The organism is Pseudomonas sp. IT-P2 (genome assembly GCF_949767575.1).
In the GTDB taxonomy this organism is placed as follows: domain Bacteria; phylum Pseudomonadota; class Gammaproteobacteria; order Pseudomonadales; family Pseudomonadaceae; genus Aquipseudomonas; species Aquipseudomonas pharyngis.
In genome coordinates this window covers 236,950-254,808 of the sequence record NZ_CATKQA010000022.1, presented here as the reverse complement: position 1 = coordinate 254,808, position 17,859 = coordinate 236,950, and the positions used below count along the sequence as shown (strand labels likewise).

Annotated in this window: 8 protein-coding genes; 1 reads left to right on the top strand and 7 read right to left on the bottom strand. The window is 57.0% G+C overall.

Annotated elements, in window-relative coordinates:
• Window positions 1–7 precede the first annotated feature (7 nt).
• From ACM6JM_RS13735 to ACM6JM_RS13720, 4 genes are all read right to left on the bottom strand, one after another.
• A complete protein-coding gene (locus ACM6JM_RS13735) occupies window positions 8–4,327 on the bottom strand; it encodes a hypothetical protein (protein ID WP_414882069.1) in 4,320 nt (1,439 codons plus the stop codon).
• Window positions 4,324–8,427, bottom strand: a complete 4,104-nt coding sequence (locus ACM6JM_RS13730; protein WP_103387205.1) for a neuraminidase-like domain-containing protein — start codon at window positions 8,425–8,427, stop codon at window positions 4,324–4,326. Before ACM6JM_RS13730 ends, ACM6JM_RS13735 begins: the two co-directional genes overlap by 4 nt.
• A gap of 12 nt (window positions 8,428–8,439) precedes the next feature.
• Complete coding sequence (locus tag ACM6JM_RS13725) at window positions 8,440–12,045, bottom strand: Tc toxin subunit A (protein WP_158248870.1); 3,606 nt, start codon at window positions 12,043–12,045, stop codon at window positions 8,440–8,442.
• A gap of 134 nt (window positions 12,046–12,179) precedes the next feature.
• Window positions 12,180–15,377, bottom strand: a complete 3,198-nt coding sequence (locus ACM6JM_RS13720; RefSeq protein WP_146040498.1) for a hypothetical protein — start codon at window positions 15,375–15,377, stop codon at window positions 12,180–12,182.
• Between the two features lie 480 nt (window positions 15,378–15,857).
• On the opposite strand from ACM6JM_RS13720, the gene ACM6JM_RS13715 reads away from it, so the two are divergent.
• Complete coding sequence (locus ACM6JM_RS13715; RefSeq protein WP_074688389.1) at window positions 15,858–16,259, top strand: DUF6124 family protein; 402 nt, start codon at window positions 15,858–15,860, stop codon at window positions 16,257–16,259.
• A 158-nt stretch (window positions 16,260–16,417) separates the two neighbouring features.
• Here ACM6JM_RS13715 and ACM6JM_RS13710 read toward each other — a convergent pair whose 3' ends face one another.
• The 3 genes from ACM6JM_RS13710 to ACM6JM_RS13700 all read right to left on the bottom strand — a co-directional run bounded on the left by ACM6JM_RS13710 (window position 16,418) and on the right by ACM6JM_RS13700 (window position 17,792).
• Window positions 16,418–16,777, bottom strand: a complete 360-nt coding sequence (locus ACM6JM_RS13710) for a PilZ domain-containing protein (RefSeq protein WP_039766204.1) — start codon at window positions 16,775–16,777, stop codon at window positions 16,418–16,420.
• Window positions 16,778–16,996: 219 nt separating this feature from the next.
• The gene (locus ACM6JM_RS13705; RefSeq protein ID WP_039765946.1) at window positions 16,997–17,383 is read right to left on the bottom strand and encodes a tetratricopeptide repeat protein; all 387 of its coding nucleotides are present in this window, start codon (window positions 17,381–17,383) and stop codon (window positions 16,997–16,999) included.
• Window positions 17,384–17,501: 118 nt separating this feature from the next.
• Window positions 17,502–17,792 (bottom strand): hypothetical protein, encoded by a 291-nt coding sequence (locus tag ACM6JM_RS13700; protein WP_134334336.1) that lies wholly within the window; start codon window positions 17,790–17,792, stop codon window positions 17,502–17,504.
• Window positions 17,793–17,859 lie beyond the last annotated feature (67 nt).

The window sequence follows — 17,859 nt, the reverse complement described above, 5'->3', positions numbered from 1 at the left end:
TGCCGGATCAACGTTCCACAACAGGCACAGTCACCCCCTTGCTGACCGAACTACCGCCGGGGTTTTCCAGGGTTACCCAGAGAGAAACCTGCTCGGAGGTTGAAGTCGGCGACCAGGAATGCGAGAAGTTGCCCTGACTGTCAGTGCGCGCTTCCTGGCTTGCTTGCCCATTTCTGGAAACGAAAATTTTCCTGTTGGCCATGGGTTGTCGGGACTTCGTTCCCACGATCAGCGCGGTCATTGTGGTGTATGTGTTAATAAGTACCGGACTGATCGAAGCAGTCACTGACTCGATATCCGCATGATCAGGAGAATCAAGTGGATCCAGAACCTCATAACCCAGAGTCTTCGATCCGGCGGCACCTTCGCGGACATGGGCAGCCAACTGATGCAAGCCAACATGCGCAGCAGTCACCTCCACCTTTGCCAGCCCGTTTTCATTGGTCATGGACGTGCGCGACTGCAAATGCGGAAAGTGCCAAACCACCGGTACGCCGGGTGCGACTCCCCCGTGTTGCTCATAGTGCACCAGGGCTTGTGCTGTCATGGTATCTCCCAGCCAAAAACTGGTTTTTTCACTGGTCAACTCTGCTACGACCAATTCATCCTGCGGAGCAGACACCATCAACGACTTCACATTGCTACCGACCAAACCGCTTTGAACCGATGCGATCAATCGGGTTTCACCTGGCACCCTCCAGAACTCGATCGTTGCCTTGCCTTGCGCATCGGTGAACGTCGAAGGCAATGTTTGACCGCCGTGTTGCCACCTCACTTCGATTCCCGACAGCGCCTTCTCACTGAGGGCCGAAACCACCAATACATGCGCCGACACTGATTGCCCGGGATGACCACTTGGCGAATCAACGACCAACTCTTTAATCCGGCACGGTTCGCTCATTGAATAACGAAAGTTGACTGACGCCGAATCAGCGCCGCCCGCAACCGTAGCGGTGATGAAACCGGCCCCTGCTACTTCGGGAACAAAGCTGATCCGAGCGACACCCCAATAGTTGGTGGAAGTTACCCGCGATTCCTGCTCCGACAACTCCCACCGGATCGGTAAACCTCTCATGGCCTTTCCGGTCAACGCATGCTTTACGGTGACTTCAGCCTTCACTGCTGCTCCCCAATCAACGACCTCATGAACACTACTGGTCGCGGTAATCCGGGCGACAAAGGCTCGATTTCCCAAAGACAGGTGCTGAACAGAAGATCGTTCCAGCAAGCAAGAGGCTGCCAACTGAAAAGACACACTGGCATCCTTCACATCTCCATCCTTGAACCGAAACTCCAGCCCCGACTCACTCAACGGGTGGAACTCACCCAACGGCCGGTTGAATTCAAGCCCGAGCTCACTCCTGCCGGGTTTGACCAGACCGAGCGCCAACATTTGATCGCGCAAAGGGCTGCCATCATTGGCAAGAAGGCGAAAACCGAACTCTTCACCGCGCCTTGGAAAGAGTGACCTTCCGGCCCACGCATGCTGCTCTGAATCGTTGATGGCTATCAAGAGATCCCGCCAAGGATCCGTTGCCAAGGCATTGAGTTCAGCACTGGTTTGGGCCGTTGAACCATCGTAAGGGTTTGTGACGACAGCGGTGACACGACTTACACCCGCCTGATTCGGCAGGGCATCATGCCGCGCCCAGCCATCGGTGTCTGTCCGTAAGAAAACCGGCTCGGAACTCCCGATCTGCATCACGATTTCTGCACCCTCGACCGGCTGATCATTGAACGACGAACCCAGCCGAACCTCGATCCGGGCACGCTCGCCTTTGCTCATGACGGGATAAACCGCCGGACCGCGCCTGGCAAGAATCTTGAGTTTGTTATGGCCCAGTTTCAATTGAGTCCTTGTCGTCAGCGACTCTCCATCGATCACGATGGTAGTGGTCTGAGTCATCTCGACACCGACGGCACTACTGGTGAAGTCCAGTTGCCTTTCCGCGCCCCCCGCCGTCATAAAGACATCGTCAATCAGTGGCGGCTTGACCACCATTCCCGGTGCCAATGGTGTGATAGCCGACTTCACTGGCAATCCATGTAAAGCGCTGAGCCCACGCGGCATGAGTATCGACTGGTGAGTCGCCCCCAGGCAGGGATACAACGTGTCCTTACCCGATTCAGCTGGAACATGGTCGAGCATCGCCTGGATCTCAGTGGCGAGATTGTTGTCCAGCAGCCGAACGGGAAACTCGTACTCTTCCTGCAAATGGGAACTGCGGAACGCCAGGGTCGAGAGTCCACTCTTGTCCGGGTCAGCAATGATGTCCCACTCAAGACCGTCAGCGCTCATCACTCGAGCGACACCGGCTTCCGGACTCAGTTGGAGTCCCGGCAAAGGGGGCGTATTCCCATTCCACGCCAGTAAAATCGGCTTGCCAATAAAGCTGCTGTTCGCAACGGGATCAATACGCAGCTTGCGCGCTCTGCCACGCCAACAGACCACGCCCTGAATCAGTGGATCGACCGGCTTCCCGTCCAAAAACACGTTGACCTGCCCTTTCCATGCGTTGGTGAGCAGAGGCTTGACGGCGAATGAATGTTCTTCCACTGGCGCGTCTTCGTGGCGCTGTATCCGCGCAGTAATTGAGTAGTCATTGGAATCGATTGGCTGGTGATCCACACTTGCCCAACCATCCACGCCCGTCAGTGATCTGACCGTCCCGGTCTGTGTATTAAACTCGACCTCGACATTGCCGATCGGTAGTCCATCACTCCTTTGCACTTTCACCATACAGGTGACGATGTCGCCTTCGTCCACCACCGGCGACTTGTTCGGTCCCCAGATCCCGCCGATCTTGACTCTGTTGTACGCCAGCGACAGGGCATTGCCTGGCGATAAATGCTGCAACCTGGAACAACCGAGGGCCCAGTCAAATTGGCCGTCGCGCTTGTCCTCGAAGGTCGTTGTCCAGAGGACTGTACCGTCAACAACAGGCGCTGGCGCCCCGAAGTCCGGTTGAGCGGTTGCCCCCACGTCCGCTTGAGAATCACCTTTTGCCCAGATCAGAAAAAACCGGGCAGCGCTCAAAGGATGCTCCGCAGGCATGTCCAGATTGACGAGGAAGCGCTCGCCGCGCTCCGGATAGCGGGTTTGCGCTCCCCAGACGGCCGGAGTCCCTCCATTGAACCGGGCCTGCAAGGTTTTGAATGGATCAGTGGCAAACGCCCGAACCTCGAAGGCATGCGTCGCTTCACCATCGTCGGACAAAAGACTGGCAACCGAGGCGGTAACCCTGCTCACCCCCTCCTCGGTTGGAGTGTAAAGATACGTCGCACGGCCTTGAGCATCGGTGGGTGCCCGGTGCAGAACCTTCCCCGCCTCACCCTCTACTCGCCAGACCACCTCACTCGCAACCGGGTCTTGGGTATAGAGAGATCTGACCCGAACCTGCAGTTCCACCGATTGGTTGTACTCGACGACCGGGTACGTCTCGGCCTCTTTGAGCGCGAGCAGCTCCAACAGATGATGCCCCCAGGAAACCAACAGCGTACAAGGTGGCGCCGAGTATTTGCTGTAGATCTTCGCTTTCAGTTCATGAGGTTCTTTGCCTGACGGCTCCGGACAATCCAGCAGCCAGTCCAGACTGATGGGCTGAGCTTTTCCCAACTCGGGCTCAGCGGTAATGGCCTCTTGCGGGTTGCCCTCAAGCCACAGGCTGGCCTCGAGATTTTTCCAGACACTCTGCGGGTCAACCTCAAAAGAAACCCTGTGACGCTGATCCCCGGTAGCCCCCAGGCAGATCGGCAGGACGCTGCCCGCGACGAAACGTTTGCCATCATTGATGACTGCCTCCAACGCCAGCGCCGGAAGAATCAGCTTTACCTCTATCCCGGTCAGACGAATTTCCACAGAGCTGGGTTCGCCCACACCCCTTGCCGGGCTGCTCAAATTGATCTCCAGCTCATCACCCGCTTGTAAACCCAGGCTGTCCGGCAAATCCTCGCGCATCTCGGTCAGATCAACCGCCAAAGGATCGGCATCCTGCACCCTCGCCTTCACCGGCAATTCGATTTCAAACTTTTCTACACTCCCTCTTTTATTGAGCACCACTAGCCCGGGCGATGACGAATAGGTGTTCTCGTAGAGAAAACGCAGGCTATACCGGGCCTCCTCCTGCTGTCCGATCGGCACGATCATCCTTTGCCGAACCGCAGCGCGGTGGGTGAGCGTCATGATCGATACGATGTCGTCTCCCCATGTGTCTTCCCGAATACCAACACCTCCCGGATTGACCACATCGACCCAGTGGGCATAGCCCTGAGTCATGTCGCCGTTCTTAACGAAGTTATATTCCGTGTCGATATCTCTTTCGCTCATGATTGCGTTCCCTTGGTCTCGACCTTGCGCTCAGCTTCGTTAACCAGTTCCTGTACTTTTCTGGAGAACGCCAGATCCCCGACCTTGGCGGTGTAAAACACCTTGAGCACGATATCGGTCAGCGATAACAGCATCGGCTTTTGCTTCAAATGCCAGGGAAACACGATCCGCCAGCGCGAGACGGCACCAGTGTTTTCAAACGGCAGCGTCATGCCTTCGTCAGCTCTCAGAGAGACAATGCCCATGTCGTCCAAACCAGAGGACAGGGAAACCTGCTGCCCACTGCTCAGATTGATCAGCACGTCGACAGGCGCAACGCCCTCACCGGAGTGCAGATACTCCAGCGATTCGGTCGTCGGTTTTGTGGCGATATAGCTGCCGACCTGCATCAGGTTCGCCACCACATTTTCGAACGGCCCCGTGAGCACCGGCAGAGTGACTTCAACGCGTAAAATCTGGCGGCAGTAATGATCGTGGTAATCGCGGTCGAACAGCAGCTGAATCAGCTCGAAATCCAGTATGCCCTTATCCACCAATTGCCCCAGCGCATCAGTCCAGTTGTCATAACCCTTGGGCCGGGTCGCCGGATCGTCGAACAACCGTTGCAGCGAAACGGTCTTGACGATCTCCTGGCGTCGCTCATGGCGTTGCAAATATTCCGACCGCATTCGCAACAGTCCGGACTGCAATGTCGCGCCAGCCGTCAAGCCGCGCCGCTGGTCGCGCCAGACATAGGTGTCCAGTTGATAGGCATCGAACTCACAGGTTTCCGCTCGCAAGGCTGTCTGAGCGCTCAGGCACAGTGCAACAGCGGCGTCATACGCCTGAAAGTGCAGGGTCTGCAGTTGCCCCATCAGCCACTGGTAGAGCTCCAGGTTGGTCGCCCGGGTCTGCAGGAACTCGAACAGTTTGAGCGCCTGACTATTCACGGCCAGGGTGTGTTCCAGATTGATCCTTGCTGCATTGATCGCCCGTTCCTGGCCCGCAATCTGGGCACTGATCGCATTTTTTTCAGTAATCGCCTGATTGCGCAGCAACTGCCATTCCTCTCGGCGGCGACGATAGCTTTCGGAGGTAGCCGTCTTGTCGGCATTGGCGCGCTGCACGTCTGCAGCGATCTGGAAACCAAACCCCACGGCGCTTACCAGGTGACCTGGCTGATGACCGCCATTGGCGCCCACTCCGAAAATGTTGGGGAACGCATGGATAACCGCCGCCCCCATCTGAAAGCCGGTGGCCAGAGAAGCCAAGCCCGAAGCAGCTTCAACATGCTCCATGACTTTGAACTCATCGGGAGAAATGTGCTTGTCGTACAGATCGGCGTAATGCAGTTCACGCTCCTCGGCCATGGCTCTACTGTGCTGCAGCGCCGTAAGACTCTCGACCTCACGTGCGATGGATTCTTCCTGTGCCCGACGAGCGAATTCGCCCAACTCAGTCAAGTGGCGTTGCTGCATCGTCTCCTGCTGGACACGATCCTGCTGTTCAAGCAGGCGCTGCACTTCGTTCCCCAGCTCCTGCAAGTGCTGCACCATCTGCAACGCTGCATCGAACAGTACGTTCCAGCGATAGACTGCCACTCGTAACTGCCCACCCATCGGTCGCACCGGTCCCGCGTTACCGGCTGCCAGGCGGCTCAACAACTCCCTTGGATCCATGGCGGTAAAAAGAGGGATGGATGCAAGCTTGCCGTCAATTGTCCGACCATGACGAATGTTGGCGATACGCTGATCAGGCAGGTCAAAGAACGTCAGCAAGCGCGGGCTGACCGGCATCTTGAAAGAACGCGTGCCGTAGACACCCAAATGCTGAGTACGCGCAGCCCTGACAGGTAAATCCTCTGCTCGCAGCTGCAGTGTCTTTTCAAAATCCGCGAGGGCCGGTCGGGTCTGCATCTCTCCCACAAGTTCACCAAGCTCCTTTGCAAACCAGCGATTGACGCTACGGGTATCCGGCCTGGCCCCCATCAGCGATCTGGCCCGAACATACTGCAGCTTGGCAGCCGTCAGGCTGTCTCGCGTCATCTGGCGAAAGAGCCAGTCGCCCCAGGCTATGAGGTTGTTCACGTAGTCGAGGAAAATCACGACCTGGTAATGCCAGGGCGATGAATAGGCGATAGCATCCGGATCCCCCGGTGCGAAGACTTCACAGGCGATGTCGGGCTTTTCCGCGTCCAGAGGCCGGCAATTCCAGTATGGTGGTTTTGGCGGGACATGACCGTCCGCCGGTTTCGCAGGCGACTGAGGGTCGAATATGTAATGCAGCCATCGCTGGGCCGCTTCAAAACGGTTCTCGTCACGCAGCCGGGCGGCAATCAGGTGCGGAAAGTGAAAAAACAGCTCCCAGAAAAACAGACCGTTGGCGCCATCGAACGGACCGTTCGGCTCGACCTGGCCCTCGGGCAAAGGCGGCTCCTTCGGAAACTGCGTCGCCCAGTCCAGCAACGCCCCGATCGATACACTGGATTGCAGCACCAGTTCGTGCCCGATCAACGTATTGAGCCGGACGTATTTCAGCTTGAGAACACTCGACGGTTGATTGAAGGCCAGAAACTGGGCGCCCTGCGCATCGGTGTCATGGATATACGGCAGAGGTCCATGCTCACCGAGCTTGGCGGGGACCCTCAGGACGAGGGTTCGCTCACCATTGTCTGCGGCGCCTGTCAGCGTCACGGTGATCGTGCTGCTGTTGAACGCCGTCCGTTTGATTTCCAGCCATTTCGTTGCCCATCCGCCGGAGGACGGATACTTGTCGGTAGGCAGCTCCGGGTCATCACCGGTGGAACCCTTGACGGTCAGCGTGAAATCTATCCCAGTGCCATCGCCATATGAGACATGAGCACAATAGCCCTGAACCCAGAGCGAGTACCCGGTAGGGCTGTTACGCACGATATAAGCCTTGATCCCAAGGTACTCGGCCAGCGTGCCGGGTTTGGTGATCTGGCTGTCAACGGAAGGAAACAGCTTCGGCTGCATCTTTTGCTGAAGCGTATGGGGATCGACAAACAGGTGATTGGCCAGGTAATCCATGACCGCCGTTTCATCCTTCACTTTGCGAAACAGCGAGTCACGGGTTTCATAAATCGCGACAGACCGCGCTGACGACGTCAGTGCCTTGGGCTGGGCATTGGTCACATGCACCGCCAGCCTGCCCTTGGGATACGAGGTATCGATCTCGTCGCGCAAGATCACCGCGACCAACCGGCACCCCTTCGACACGTCCTTGTCCGTCTGCAGCAGATGCAAGCGAATGGGTGGCGACCAGCTGTCGTCCAGCGCGATAAACGCCACCCTGAGTTCCAGCTCATGGGGGCGCTGCATCTCACCTGTTTTATCGAAAAGACCCGGGCGCCATTGAAGCCAGACCATGCATGACCGGCCCTCCCAAAAGACCATCCGACAGTCCAGCACGGTGTCATCGGTGGGAATGTCGGCAGATTTCCATTCTCGCCAGTCAGTCGGGTTGACCGATGGCGAGTCGACCGCGAGTTTGATATTGGCCTCACGCCAGAACCAGCCATAAGGTGCAACGCGTTCCCTGCCCACCAGGTAATAACGTGTGTCCAGCGGATTGGCACCATCCAGATATCCGCTCAGTACGTTCAGATTGCAGGTTTCTTCGAAGCTGCGTAAATAGCGCTGTGCGCCCTTGAGCACCGAGTCGTCAGTGATCGAGGTCTGATTCACATGACTTTCAAGAGCTCTGAACAACTCGGTTTTACGGATGCGCACATAGGGCGTGATGTAATCCTCAGGTGTGCACAACAGCAGCATCATTGCAGACCACGACCCGTAACTGCCGGCCAGCTCCCACTCTTCCAGAAGGGTGGGCTCGAACTCCCGCCCGTCGTACCCCGGTTCGAGTTTCTGGAACACCGCATGAATGTAAGCCTGCAAACAGCTCACGGCCTCCGCTACCCATGAGGTTTCAATCTCATCGCTGTCCAGCGGGTCGGAGCGCAGCCATTCCCAGAGATCATCCGCCGATTGGGTATTCATCGGAAAGGGATGATTGGCCTTGTCATGCTTTGCGTGAAGACAGAAATCAATCAACGCATTGCGACGCAGGGCTGACAGCTCACCTGAAATTTTATTGAGCATCACCGTCTCCTGTCACTGTTTGCGTTGTTTGCGGGGCGCCGGTACTCGTCGGCGCGCGGGAAGGGCTGCGACAAACGTCACATCGCGGAACGTAACGGTCGTCGAGTTTTCAGCCTTCGCTTTAACCCCCACGGTAAGCGGCTCGCCTCTGGTGAACGTCAACTCGGTGCGTCCTTGCTGGTCAGTAACAGTTTTGATCACACCCTTCGTCGGTGGATCGAGTATCCAGGCCACCAATGTGCCTGCGATGGGGTTGTCGTAGTCGTCCAGAGCGATGGCGCGGTAGGTCACCGGCGTTCCGATCAGCACCGTGCTGTCGGGCACGGGGAAAGAGTTTTGGGATTTCAAATGGAGTGAGGCCATATCCGGCCCGATCTCGACCCTCGCTGCGGCCGTTTGCTCACCCAGATCCAGCCAGAAAACGGGAGTGACGCTGCCCATCCGGCTGCCCGGGAAAAACTTCACTTTCGCCGTGCCGTTACTGTCGGTGGTGATCATTGAGGTTTCAAACCGGCCCAGCGTGGTGGCGCAATGAACATTGACGTTCAATCGCGCCTGGTCTTCGCGGTTCTTTACCGTTACGGTAAATTCGGCAAATTCGTCCGGTTTGTTGGCGATCAACCTGACGGGATCGGGCTCCGTCGTCCAGCGCACGATCACGTCCAGTTCCACGGCCATGACGTCGTCAGCATAAGTCGGTTCGGTCGTGGTCGTCAGGCTGGCTCTGAAAAGGTCTGCGGCGTGCTCATAGTCGGCATATTTGCTGTCCGGTGACAGCGTCGCGAGCTCGAGGAGTGTCCTGGCACTCTGACCGGTCTTTTTGGCCAACAAGCGAATGCGTGTCAGCACATCGAGTTGTTGCAGGGTCACGACCAGGCCTTTCGACGGGTTCACATGGGCGGCGCAGATGCGCACTTCATCCACGCTCCAGTTGAACAGCTCGGCGAGCCTCTTCGCGGCACGCTCCTGAACCAGCTCAAGACCGTGATTGCTGAGGTTGGCCGGTAACGCGTTTATGCGGTGCAGATAGTCAACCAGCCTCGTTTCCGGCTGATCGCTCATGCCCAGGGCACGTTTGTAGACTGTCAGGTAATACAGCGCTGAAAGGTCGAATGCGTCGACCGAATTGAGACCGAACCATTCGCGATACCCGGTCGCGATGAAGTGATTCAGGAATTCACTGCTGAGTTCCAGCCTCGCGACCACGGCACTACGTCTCGAGAACTCGGCCAACACCTGCAGAACAGGATCGCTCGGCGGGTCTTCCCGCCGCAGCATAGTGCCGCTGTCCTCGAAAGCTTCCGGCAATGCGAGCACTTGAGCCAATACAAAATGCACATTTGCACCGGACCAGCCAAGCACCTGCAGAACCATATCCGGCTTCAGACCGCTATACGCAGCCAACCCTTCCTGCACCATGCTGTTCTGACTGGCTCGGCAACGCAGCACGACCGCCAGAATCAGCTCCACCAGACCTGTATCGAGGCTTCCCGTCTCCGACACCACGGCCCGCTCCGTCATTTCCCGGGCATGGTCTTCGTAGCTCTTATCCGCTGATTCAACAAAATCACGAATCAGTCCCTGTTCGTCAACCAACGCCGCCAGCGCCCGCAACCACTGGCGATTGTTCGACAAAGGTTCGATACCGGCCATTTTCAGTACTTCTTCCGTCACCCGAGCCACCGGGACCTGCCGACGCAATTGATCGAACAGCGCGAGTTGTCTTTCATCGGGGCGACTCGGTGGCCAGACCGATGCTTGTTGCACCACCCAGTGCACCGGCAACTCTGCGGTTTGCGCCCATTGCACGCAATCCATCAGGGCATGCATCACACTCAGTACGTCCGGCGTCTCGGCTGATTGTTGGTTGTTGATCTGCGGCACGCCGGCCAGCGTGTTCACCCACGCCTGCCCTCCCATCAGGTTCAACAACAGGACCGCCTCGATCGGAGTGATCCCCAATAACCGGGGCAGCCGGACCATGCGATGAAAACTGGAGACGATCGGCAAGCTGCATTGGAGATCCGTCAGACCGTGAGCGGCGGCAATCAGGTTGGCAAGGTAAAAATAGGTTTCCAGATCAATGCCCAGGCCTGCGCACAGTTGCTTGACCGTAAGCAGGTCGGCAGCGGTCTCGGGAATCACCGGGAAGGATCGGTCATCCAGTACCAAAGGACGAGAACTGGCGGCACCACTGTTGAAAATTCGATCGTATTGGGCACGCTCCGTACCGCGCCCGAAAACGGAAAGCGGCCCGAGAAAGGCGGCGAAGTCTTCTGCGGGGCATCCAAAAATCTCCCGAAGTTCCTGGAACAGCCCGAGAGCTCGCAGCGTATTGGCAGTAATCCAATAGCGAGAGGGGGACGGCGAGGGCTCCTCGGCGAGCATTGCCGCAACGATCAGTCGATCGGTTTCGTGACTGGCCAACTGCAACCAGTCAGTCAGTCGCACTATACGATTGGCACGGTCAACTCGGTCGGGCTCCATATCCTCGAAACGGTTGAGCAGGTCCACGCCGGTATTGACGATGCTGATGTGAGGGGACTTGGCCTCATGTATGAACACAGACCCATGATCCCGGCCTGTTACAGGGTATGGGCCAGGGCTCATCGGGGAACGCGGCGCATTTTCGGACAGGGCGGGAGCAAAACCTTCAATCGAAAGCAATGCCTCAAGCGCCGGCGTACCCAGTTTCATTCGTTCGTTGAAAACGGCGACGAGCCTTAGATTGCCCACCGAAATGTCCTTGAGACCGAGGTATTTCAGGTAGAACTCGTCTGCCCCGTCTGGAAAATGACTCGCCTCGGTCAGGATTGTCCGCTGTGATGGACTCAACCGTGAAGCTTGAACGAGGGCGTCATCCGACTTGTCGCTCCACGGTGTCGAACGAAGCAAGTACGGATACTGCAAATCGCACAGACGCACCACGCTGCCCACCGATTCGCCATGCCCCTTCAGTACATGATCGAGGTTGACCCAGGGCCAGTGAAAGGGCAGCTCACGGGGAAATGCCTTCTGGCTCAACGCCTCGTCGAGGTTTTGAATAGACCCCAGCGTGGCGGTGATGAAGCGCTCCATGATGTGGCTGATCACTTCCACCGACGACACTACACCATGGACGGCCTTGACATCGATCAACAGATTTTCGAGGTCCGTACGCCGGCCAACGAGCGGAAAGTCCGTGCCATCGGTCATGCCCAGTCGATGCAACGCCCAATGCAACAGGGTTGTCAGATACGCCGCAGGCGAGTGAATGGCTTCGATCGCTCCCGGCGGGCACAAGTCGTCGAAGTTCGGATTGAACAACAAGGCGTAAGTCGGACCGTTATTGAGCCCCTTGCGCGCAGCGGGCCGGGAGTCTTTCGCGGTCAATTGGTGCTCGATGAATTGCCGCAATACCGCGGTCGACAGCACATTGAGGCGCTGCTGGAACTCGCCGGCCTGTTGCCGGGTCAGGCCATAGTCGTGCATCAACCCGTCGACGCCTTTCTGCGCCAGTACGGCGACCGATCCCCCCGCCTTGAAAAAACGTGTCAGTGCCGTCGTGGACGAGCGTTTGGGTTTACCGACCGCTTGCGTGAACATCTTCTGAGCGATCTGAGCGGGAGAACGGTTCATGTTAATGCTCCTGGGTCCGAACCGTTTCCAGTGAAGGAACGGCGCATTTCGCATAGTGCCTGCAACGGATTTGGCGCCATCGCACGGGCGGCGTCTACTGTCAGAACTGACAGTAGACGCGACCATTGGTCGGATCACTCGGGGTTCGGATGAAGGCTTGACGGCTCGTCAGATATTTCGAATCGTTTGCTGTCAGCGGGCATGGAGCGTTTTCCACCCACGACCTGCACGGCACGTGCCCAGTGCGGGCCGCCAGGCAGATTTCGCTCGGATACACCGGCCCAATGTTCACCGTCGGTCACAAGAGCGTTGACATGTTTCTTGTCGGGGTCGTACCAGGCGACCACATCAACCTTCGAGCCCGCCCGAGCACCGCCCGCAAATTCGGGTGTTGCGCTCTTCCATTCGCCCTCTGACGGTTCATTGAATGTGGGTGCGGCCTCAAGTCGCTGCACGGATCTGGGATCAGACCAACCCGAGCGGAATTCGCCCTGGCGCTGCTCGGTAACGATTGAAAACTCGGTGCCGGTTCCAGGAAGCTCGACCTGACAGCACCACGTCCCGTCCTCCTGAACCTCGGTCTGCCCCAACTCCGTACCATCAGGCAAGGCAACCACGACTATATATCCCGGATATCCGAATCCACAGACCACCACAATCTGTCCGACACCCTCATCGGTGCCTGGTGTTTCAATGAGTGCCATGTCAGGAACAACAGTGACAACTACATCCTGGCCAAGCGGCGACTCCTGATCCTTGAAGTACTGCTTGGCGTTCAGTACGCATGACCCCAAAGGCAGTGTGAAAACCTTGTTGAAATATCCATCGTCAAAATGCGGATAAACAGGATGGGGAACGCCGTCGACGTACACATTGACCTCAGTCCGGTCGAATCCATTTCCCGCTCTGGCAGAGCCTTCTACCGTAAATGTCTGGGGGACCGATTTGCCTGTTTCTGGAAAGGTGATCCTTGGTGCAAACAACACCACTGTGAAATCGACCGGATTACTGGGTGGCGATCGCAGGTCACCCTGCACCTGTATGGCGAAAACGGCGTATGTCAGATAGTCGAGTTCCTTGAGCGGTACCGACCAGACATCCCCTGTTGCGATCGCCTCTCCCAGCGGCTCTCGAGTCACGTAATCGAAAACCATGATCGTGAAACCGTCGATCCCGCCGGTGCCGTGCAACACCGGCAAATGATCCGTCTGCCCACCGGGTGGCGGATTGATTACCGGTACGCTCACCGCTATCTCGAAGGGCATGGACACCGGGTTGGAGGTTTCCCCACCGAAAGTCTGCTTGACTGAGACCGTGTGCCTGCCGGGGCGAAACGCCGTGGAGCGCTGGAACTCCCACTGCCCGTTTTCGTCCGTATCCACAACCGTATGTAAGGCAGGATTGTCGCTGAACGTGATCGTCAACTCGGCTCCCCGCCAGCATTGGCCAACGACCTCTGCAAACAAACCCTTCGGGATCACTTTTTCGATAACGGCAAGGGGCGCGGGGATGACCACGGAAACAGGATAAACCGGTTCTGATTGCAGCGCCTTGAAACACTGAATGGCCGTAATCGCATACGTACCGGGAGCCCAGCGTGCGGTTGCCGTGGCGGACCATCGCGTATCCGTGCCAACCTCGGCGATTGGCACGTTCGCAGAACTGCCGCCTACCAACCGGACCTCTACAAGGGAGCGCGGTTGATCGGACCAGTTCCTGCCCGTACCGGAGAACCTGGGAATGCCGTCCGGGCTGACGCTGAAAGTCAAGGTCGGAGGGGGAACAGGCACCACGACCCGGGTGTTCTCCGGCGCCCAATCCGAATAGATCGGCTGCCCTGTAGTGTCGAGCAGACTTTGTCGACCGCCGATCAGCGAATCACCCGGCAACCAATCAGGAAAGAGAACCGTCCAGGGCGAAGTTGTTACGGGAAAAGAGTGGAAAGCCGTCATGTTGCTCTGAACGTAGAGATGGAACGTCGCCCCGATATATCCGACACCTCCGAGGGTCACATTGCTTTGGGCATCGACCTGTACCGTCAGTTTGGTCGGTGTTGGAGGGGGTATCTTGAACGTGCGCAAATTACCGCGTCCGGAACTCTTGCCTCCAAAAGATTGTTCGACCACCAATGAAACCGGACCCGATCTGACTGTCACAGGTATGGTCCAGGTACCGTCACTTCTCACCTGACTTTCACCGACAGAATCGTTCGTCAGATCGTAATAGGCAGCGACCTTACTTTGAGCCAAACCATTATCGCCACTGAGATCAAAGTTTGGGTTCTGAGTCGAAGCCGCTGTGGGGAGAGTAATTCGCGGATAGCCCAGTACTTTGAATGCAACTGACTCGGTGTAGCCATAGCGATTGTTGGCTGGATCGTCGTAGAAACGGACTTTTACCACTGCGTCGCCAGAGGGCAAGACTTTGATAGAGGGGCCTGCCCATAATCCGGACGGATCAATTAGATCTCGATTTGCCCAACTTTCATAAATATTCGAAGCATTCAATGCGAGCATTGCCGACCCTGGTGCACCGATGGCTTTATAGACAAGGTCCTTCATTGGCACCACGGCTCCAGCCGTTGGGTAGGTCAGTTTTGCTCGATACATGTATGTCAACTCACTACGAGGCGAATTTACACCTTCAACTTGCTGATACGCCACCATCTTCTGAGAGTTTCTGTTGTCCGCAACAGTCAGCGGCACTAACCATTCTCCGCCGGTTGGCTGAACGCGCGCTGCCAACGTTCCACCTCCGTGATCAAGTACCATAAGGGCCCCGGCAAGACCTTGCGTTCCAGTGACATCAAATGTTGAATTAGCGAAGTTCCGGGAGCCAATCACCGGTGTCGGGGGTGGAGTTGGAGGTGTCCAAGTAATATATTCGGCAGTTTCCAAATCGACTGGAATTTCAATCCCGGACGATGTATCCCGATAAGTAAAAGTAAAACCTATTCGCGCTTTCCGTGTGCTAATGGGTATATCGGCTCCCAAGTTCAAATTCATCCAGCTGCCATTCTGTGAAGCATTCTGATTCGTTGAGTAACCTTCAGTCGATCCTGGAGGGCTCTGGTAGAGAGAAAACCAAAGCCTGCCGCTAGTACCGCCGTTCTTGGCACGATATTGTTTTGCTCGGCAATCAAACGAGGTGCCATTGGCATTCCAAAAATATTCGACTTTAAGCTCTGCCCAGAGTCCTGACTTCTCGGCCCTCAACGTTTTGGCGACAAACAGTCGGTTTTCATCGGGTCCCGAGGATTCGAAATCATCGTCGTCCTTGCTCTTTGGTTCCACCCCGCTGTCAGGAACATCTTTTTCGTCGTCGGTATCCATGATCTTCTCCAACACGGTTCAGGAAGGTGCCGGTGCATGCGAAAAATTGGCTCACTCATTAATGGCAACTTTTTGTACTCCCACACCTGACAGATCTGACAGTCCCGACAAACGGTAACTCTTCCCACAACCCGGTCCGGCAGCGTCCTGCAAGTCGTAACAGCGGGCTACGACACCTTGTGCCATTGCCTACAAATCCCTCAGAATCCGCCGGCTTGTGCGCCTTGGCGTTGCCCCGTAACTTGACTCCCGTCGCTGCCAATCAGCGGCCGGGTTTAGTCGCCCGGGGTAAGGTAAGGTTTGCAAACGCGCCATAAAGTCGGGTACTCCCTATCCCCGCACTCGATGGTGGCTGTGAGCAGGGCGTCCTCGGACGCGCCGGAAAAAGCCTTACTTCCCCGGTCGACTAACCTGCTTACAGCTGCCACCCCCTCGTTTAGTCGCGACGAGGTGGCGGCCCAACTTAAAAGGAAGTTAGGCATGTTCAAAGCAACTCCAAATCCACCGCTGGACACCGATCCAAAGGACCCGACCGATCAATCCGACCCGGTCTCCCCCTACACCTCCAACGACTCGAAAAAACTCCACGACGCCGCCCACAAGGCTCTCGACTTCTACCTCAATCCCAAACCTGAAAAACCACGCAACTCCGTCGATCGCGGCATGCAGATGTTCAAGGTCGATCCCGAGATCAACCCCGAAGCGATTGCCATCCAGACCTACGAGACCTTTTCCTCGGTCAGCATCCTGCTGCTGGATCTGGCGGACAGCCTGGACGACAAGCCGCGGCACCTGGCGATGGCGATCTATCAGTTGAGCGAGATGGGATTGCTGCTGGCGGAGAGGACGCTGGATAACGAGCGGGCGATTGCTATCGGCTAGCCAGCCGTCAAATAGACGGTGTCAGTACTGGCGCCTTCGCGGGCAAGCCCGCTCCCACAGGGTTTCGTGTCATTCACAAAAAATTGTGACTGCCGCAGGAACTGTGGGAGCGGGCTTGCTCCGGGCGGCGTTCCGACGATGTTTTTGAAGGTTTCGAGTCAGGCCGAGGCCGGCAGCGGCTGAAAGCTGAAGTACTGCTTCAACGCTTCGACCAGTTGCCCATACTCGGGCGGCGTGCGGTACAGGCTGAAGCCGGCGTCGTAATGCTGAGGGGTCGCGTCTTCGTGGCACCACAGACAGCACGCCGTCAGGTCGATGACCTGCTGGCGGCCCTCCCCCAGGGGAATTTTCAGGCGCAGATTGAATTCCGCACCGATCATCATCGGCAACTGGCTGATAAGCATCAAACCGTCTTCAGAGACGTTGCCCAGAAACCCGACGGGTTTATCGGTGACGCTGTTGAACACTCGCAGAAAATACGGCAGCTGGTGCCGTTCGATTCGACGGTCGGTAAACATGAACGTATCGCCATGCATGGCCCGATGCCCGGGCCGCATTGTGCTTCGGAACGAACCTGATCTTCAGGCCCGCTCTCCCCGCTCCCGGTGTGGCGCTTGCCACGTACTTCACATGCCAGTCGCAGGTGTTGCGCCGATCTGGAGTTCTGGCTCTAAACCGGTGTCCTTGGACTATAGCTCACCTTGTACAACCAGCCAGACTTTGTATGACGACCGCCATCAGAACCGGGTTGGACGCACCACGGCGGCGGCACTGCGAGTCGGGTAGTGACCCAGGCTCTGCAGGGTTTCCAGACGTGCGCGGGCGCGGTAGGCGTATTCGCTGTCAGGGTACGAGGCGATGATGAACTGATAGGTCTGCGCCGCATCGACGAACATTTTCTGCCGCTCGAGGCACTGGCCGCGCATCATCGACACTTCCGGCCACACATAAGGGCGGGCGCGGCTGGCGCGTTCGACCTTGGACAGTTCAAGCATCACCTGCTCGCAATTGCCCCGGTCATAGGCGCTGTAGGCGTTGTTCAAATGATGGTTCATCGACCAACGGGTGCAGCCCGAAGCGGCGAGGACGCTGAGGGCAAGGGCGGCAATGGGCACGAATCGCATGGGGGTTCTCCTGTCTTGTGCTCTGTATCGACCCCTTGCACAAAATCTTCAATCACCATTGCAGTGTAATGGTCGCCGAGGGCTGAGGCTCGGCGCCATGTTGGGTGCTCAACGAGATTTACGTCAGCGAGATGTTCACGATGGGTGAGGGAGGCGAAATATCCTTTCCGTCAGCTGACACTTCGACCGCATAAAAACTCAATGAGGAAAAGTCCTGATGGTTCAGCCACGAACCCAACGGGCTGACTACCTGTGAAAATAATGGATTCAAGGAATCCTTCGTGCTGTAAACACGCACAGAGTTTCCAGGAGTTCCCGTGCCTTCGAATCTAACGAAGAGCCCCGTTTTGCTGCCATCTTGCGGAACATCTACCACCGGTGTTACCGGTGAACTGTTGGCTGCGCTCATATCCATCACCTCATGGGCTCGTCAACCATTGACGAGTTCGGTCTTCTTATATCGATCCGAAAAATGC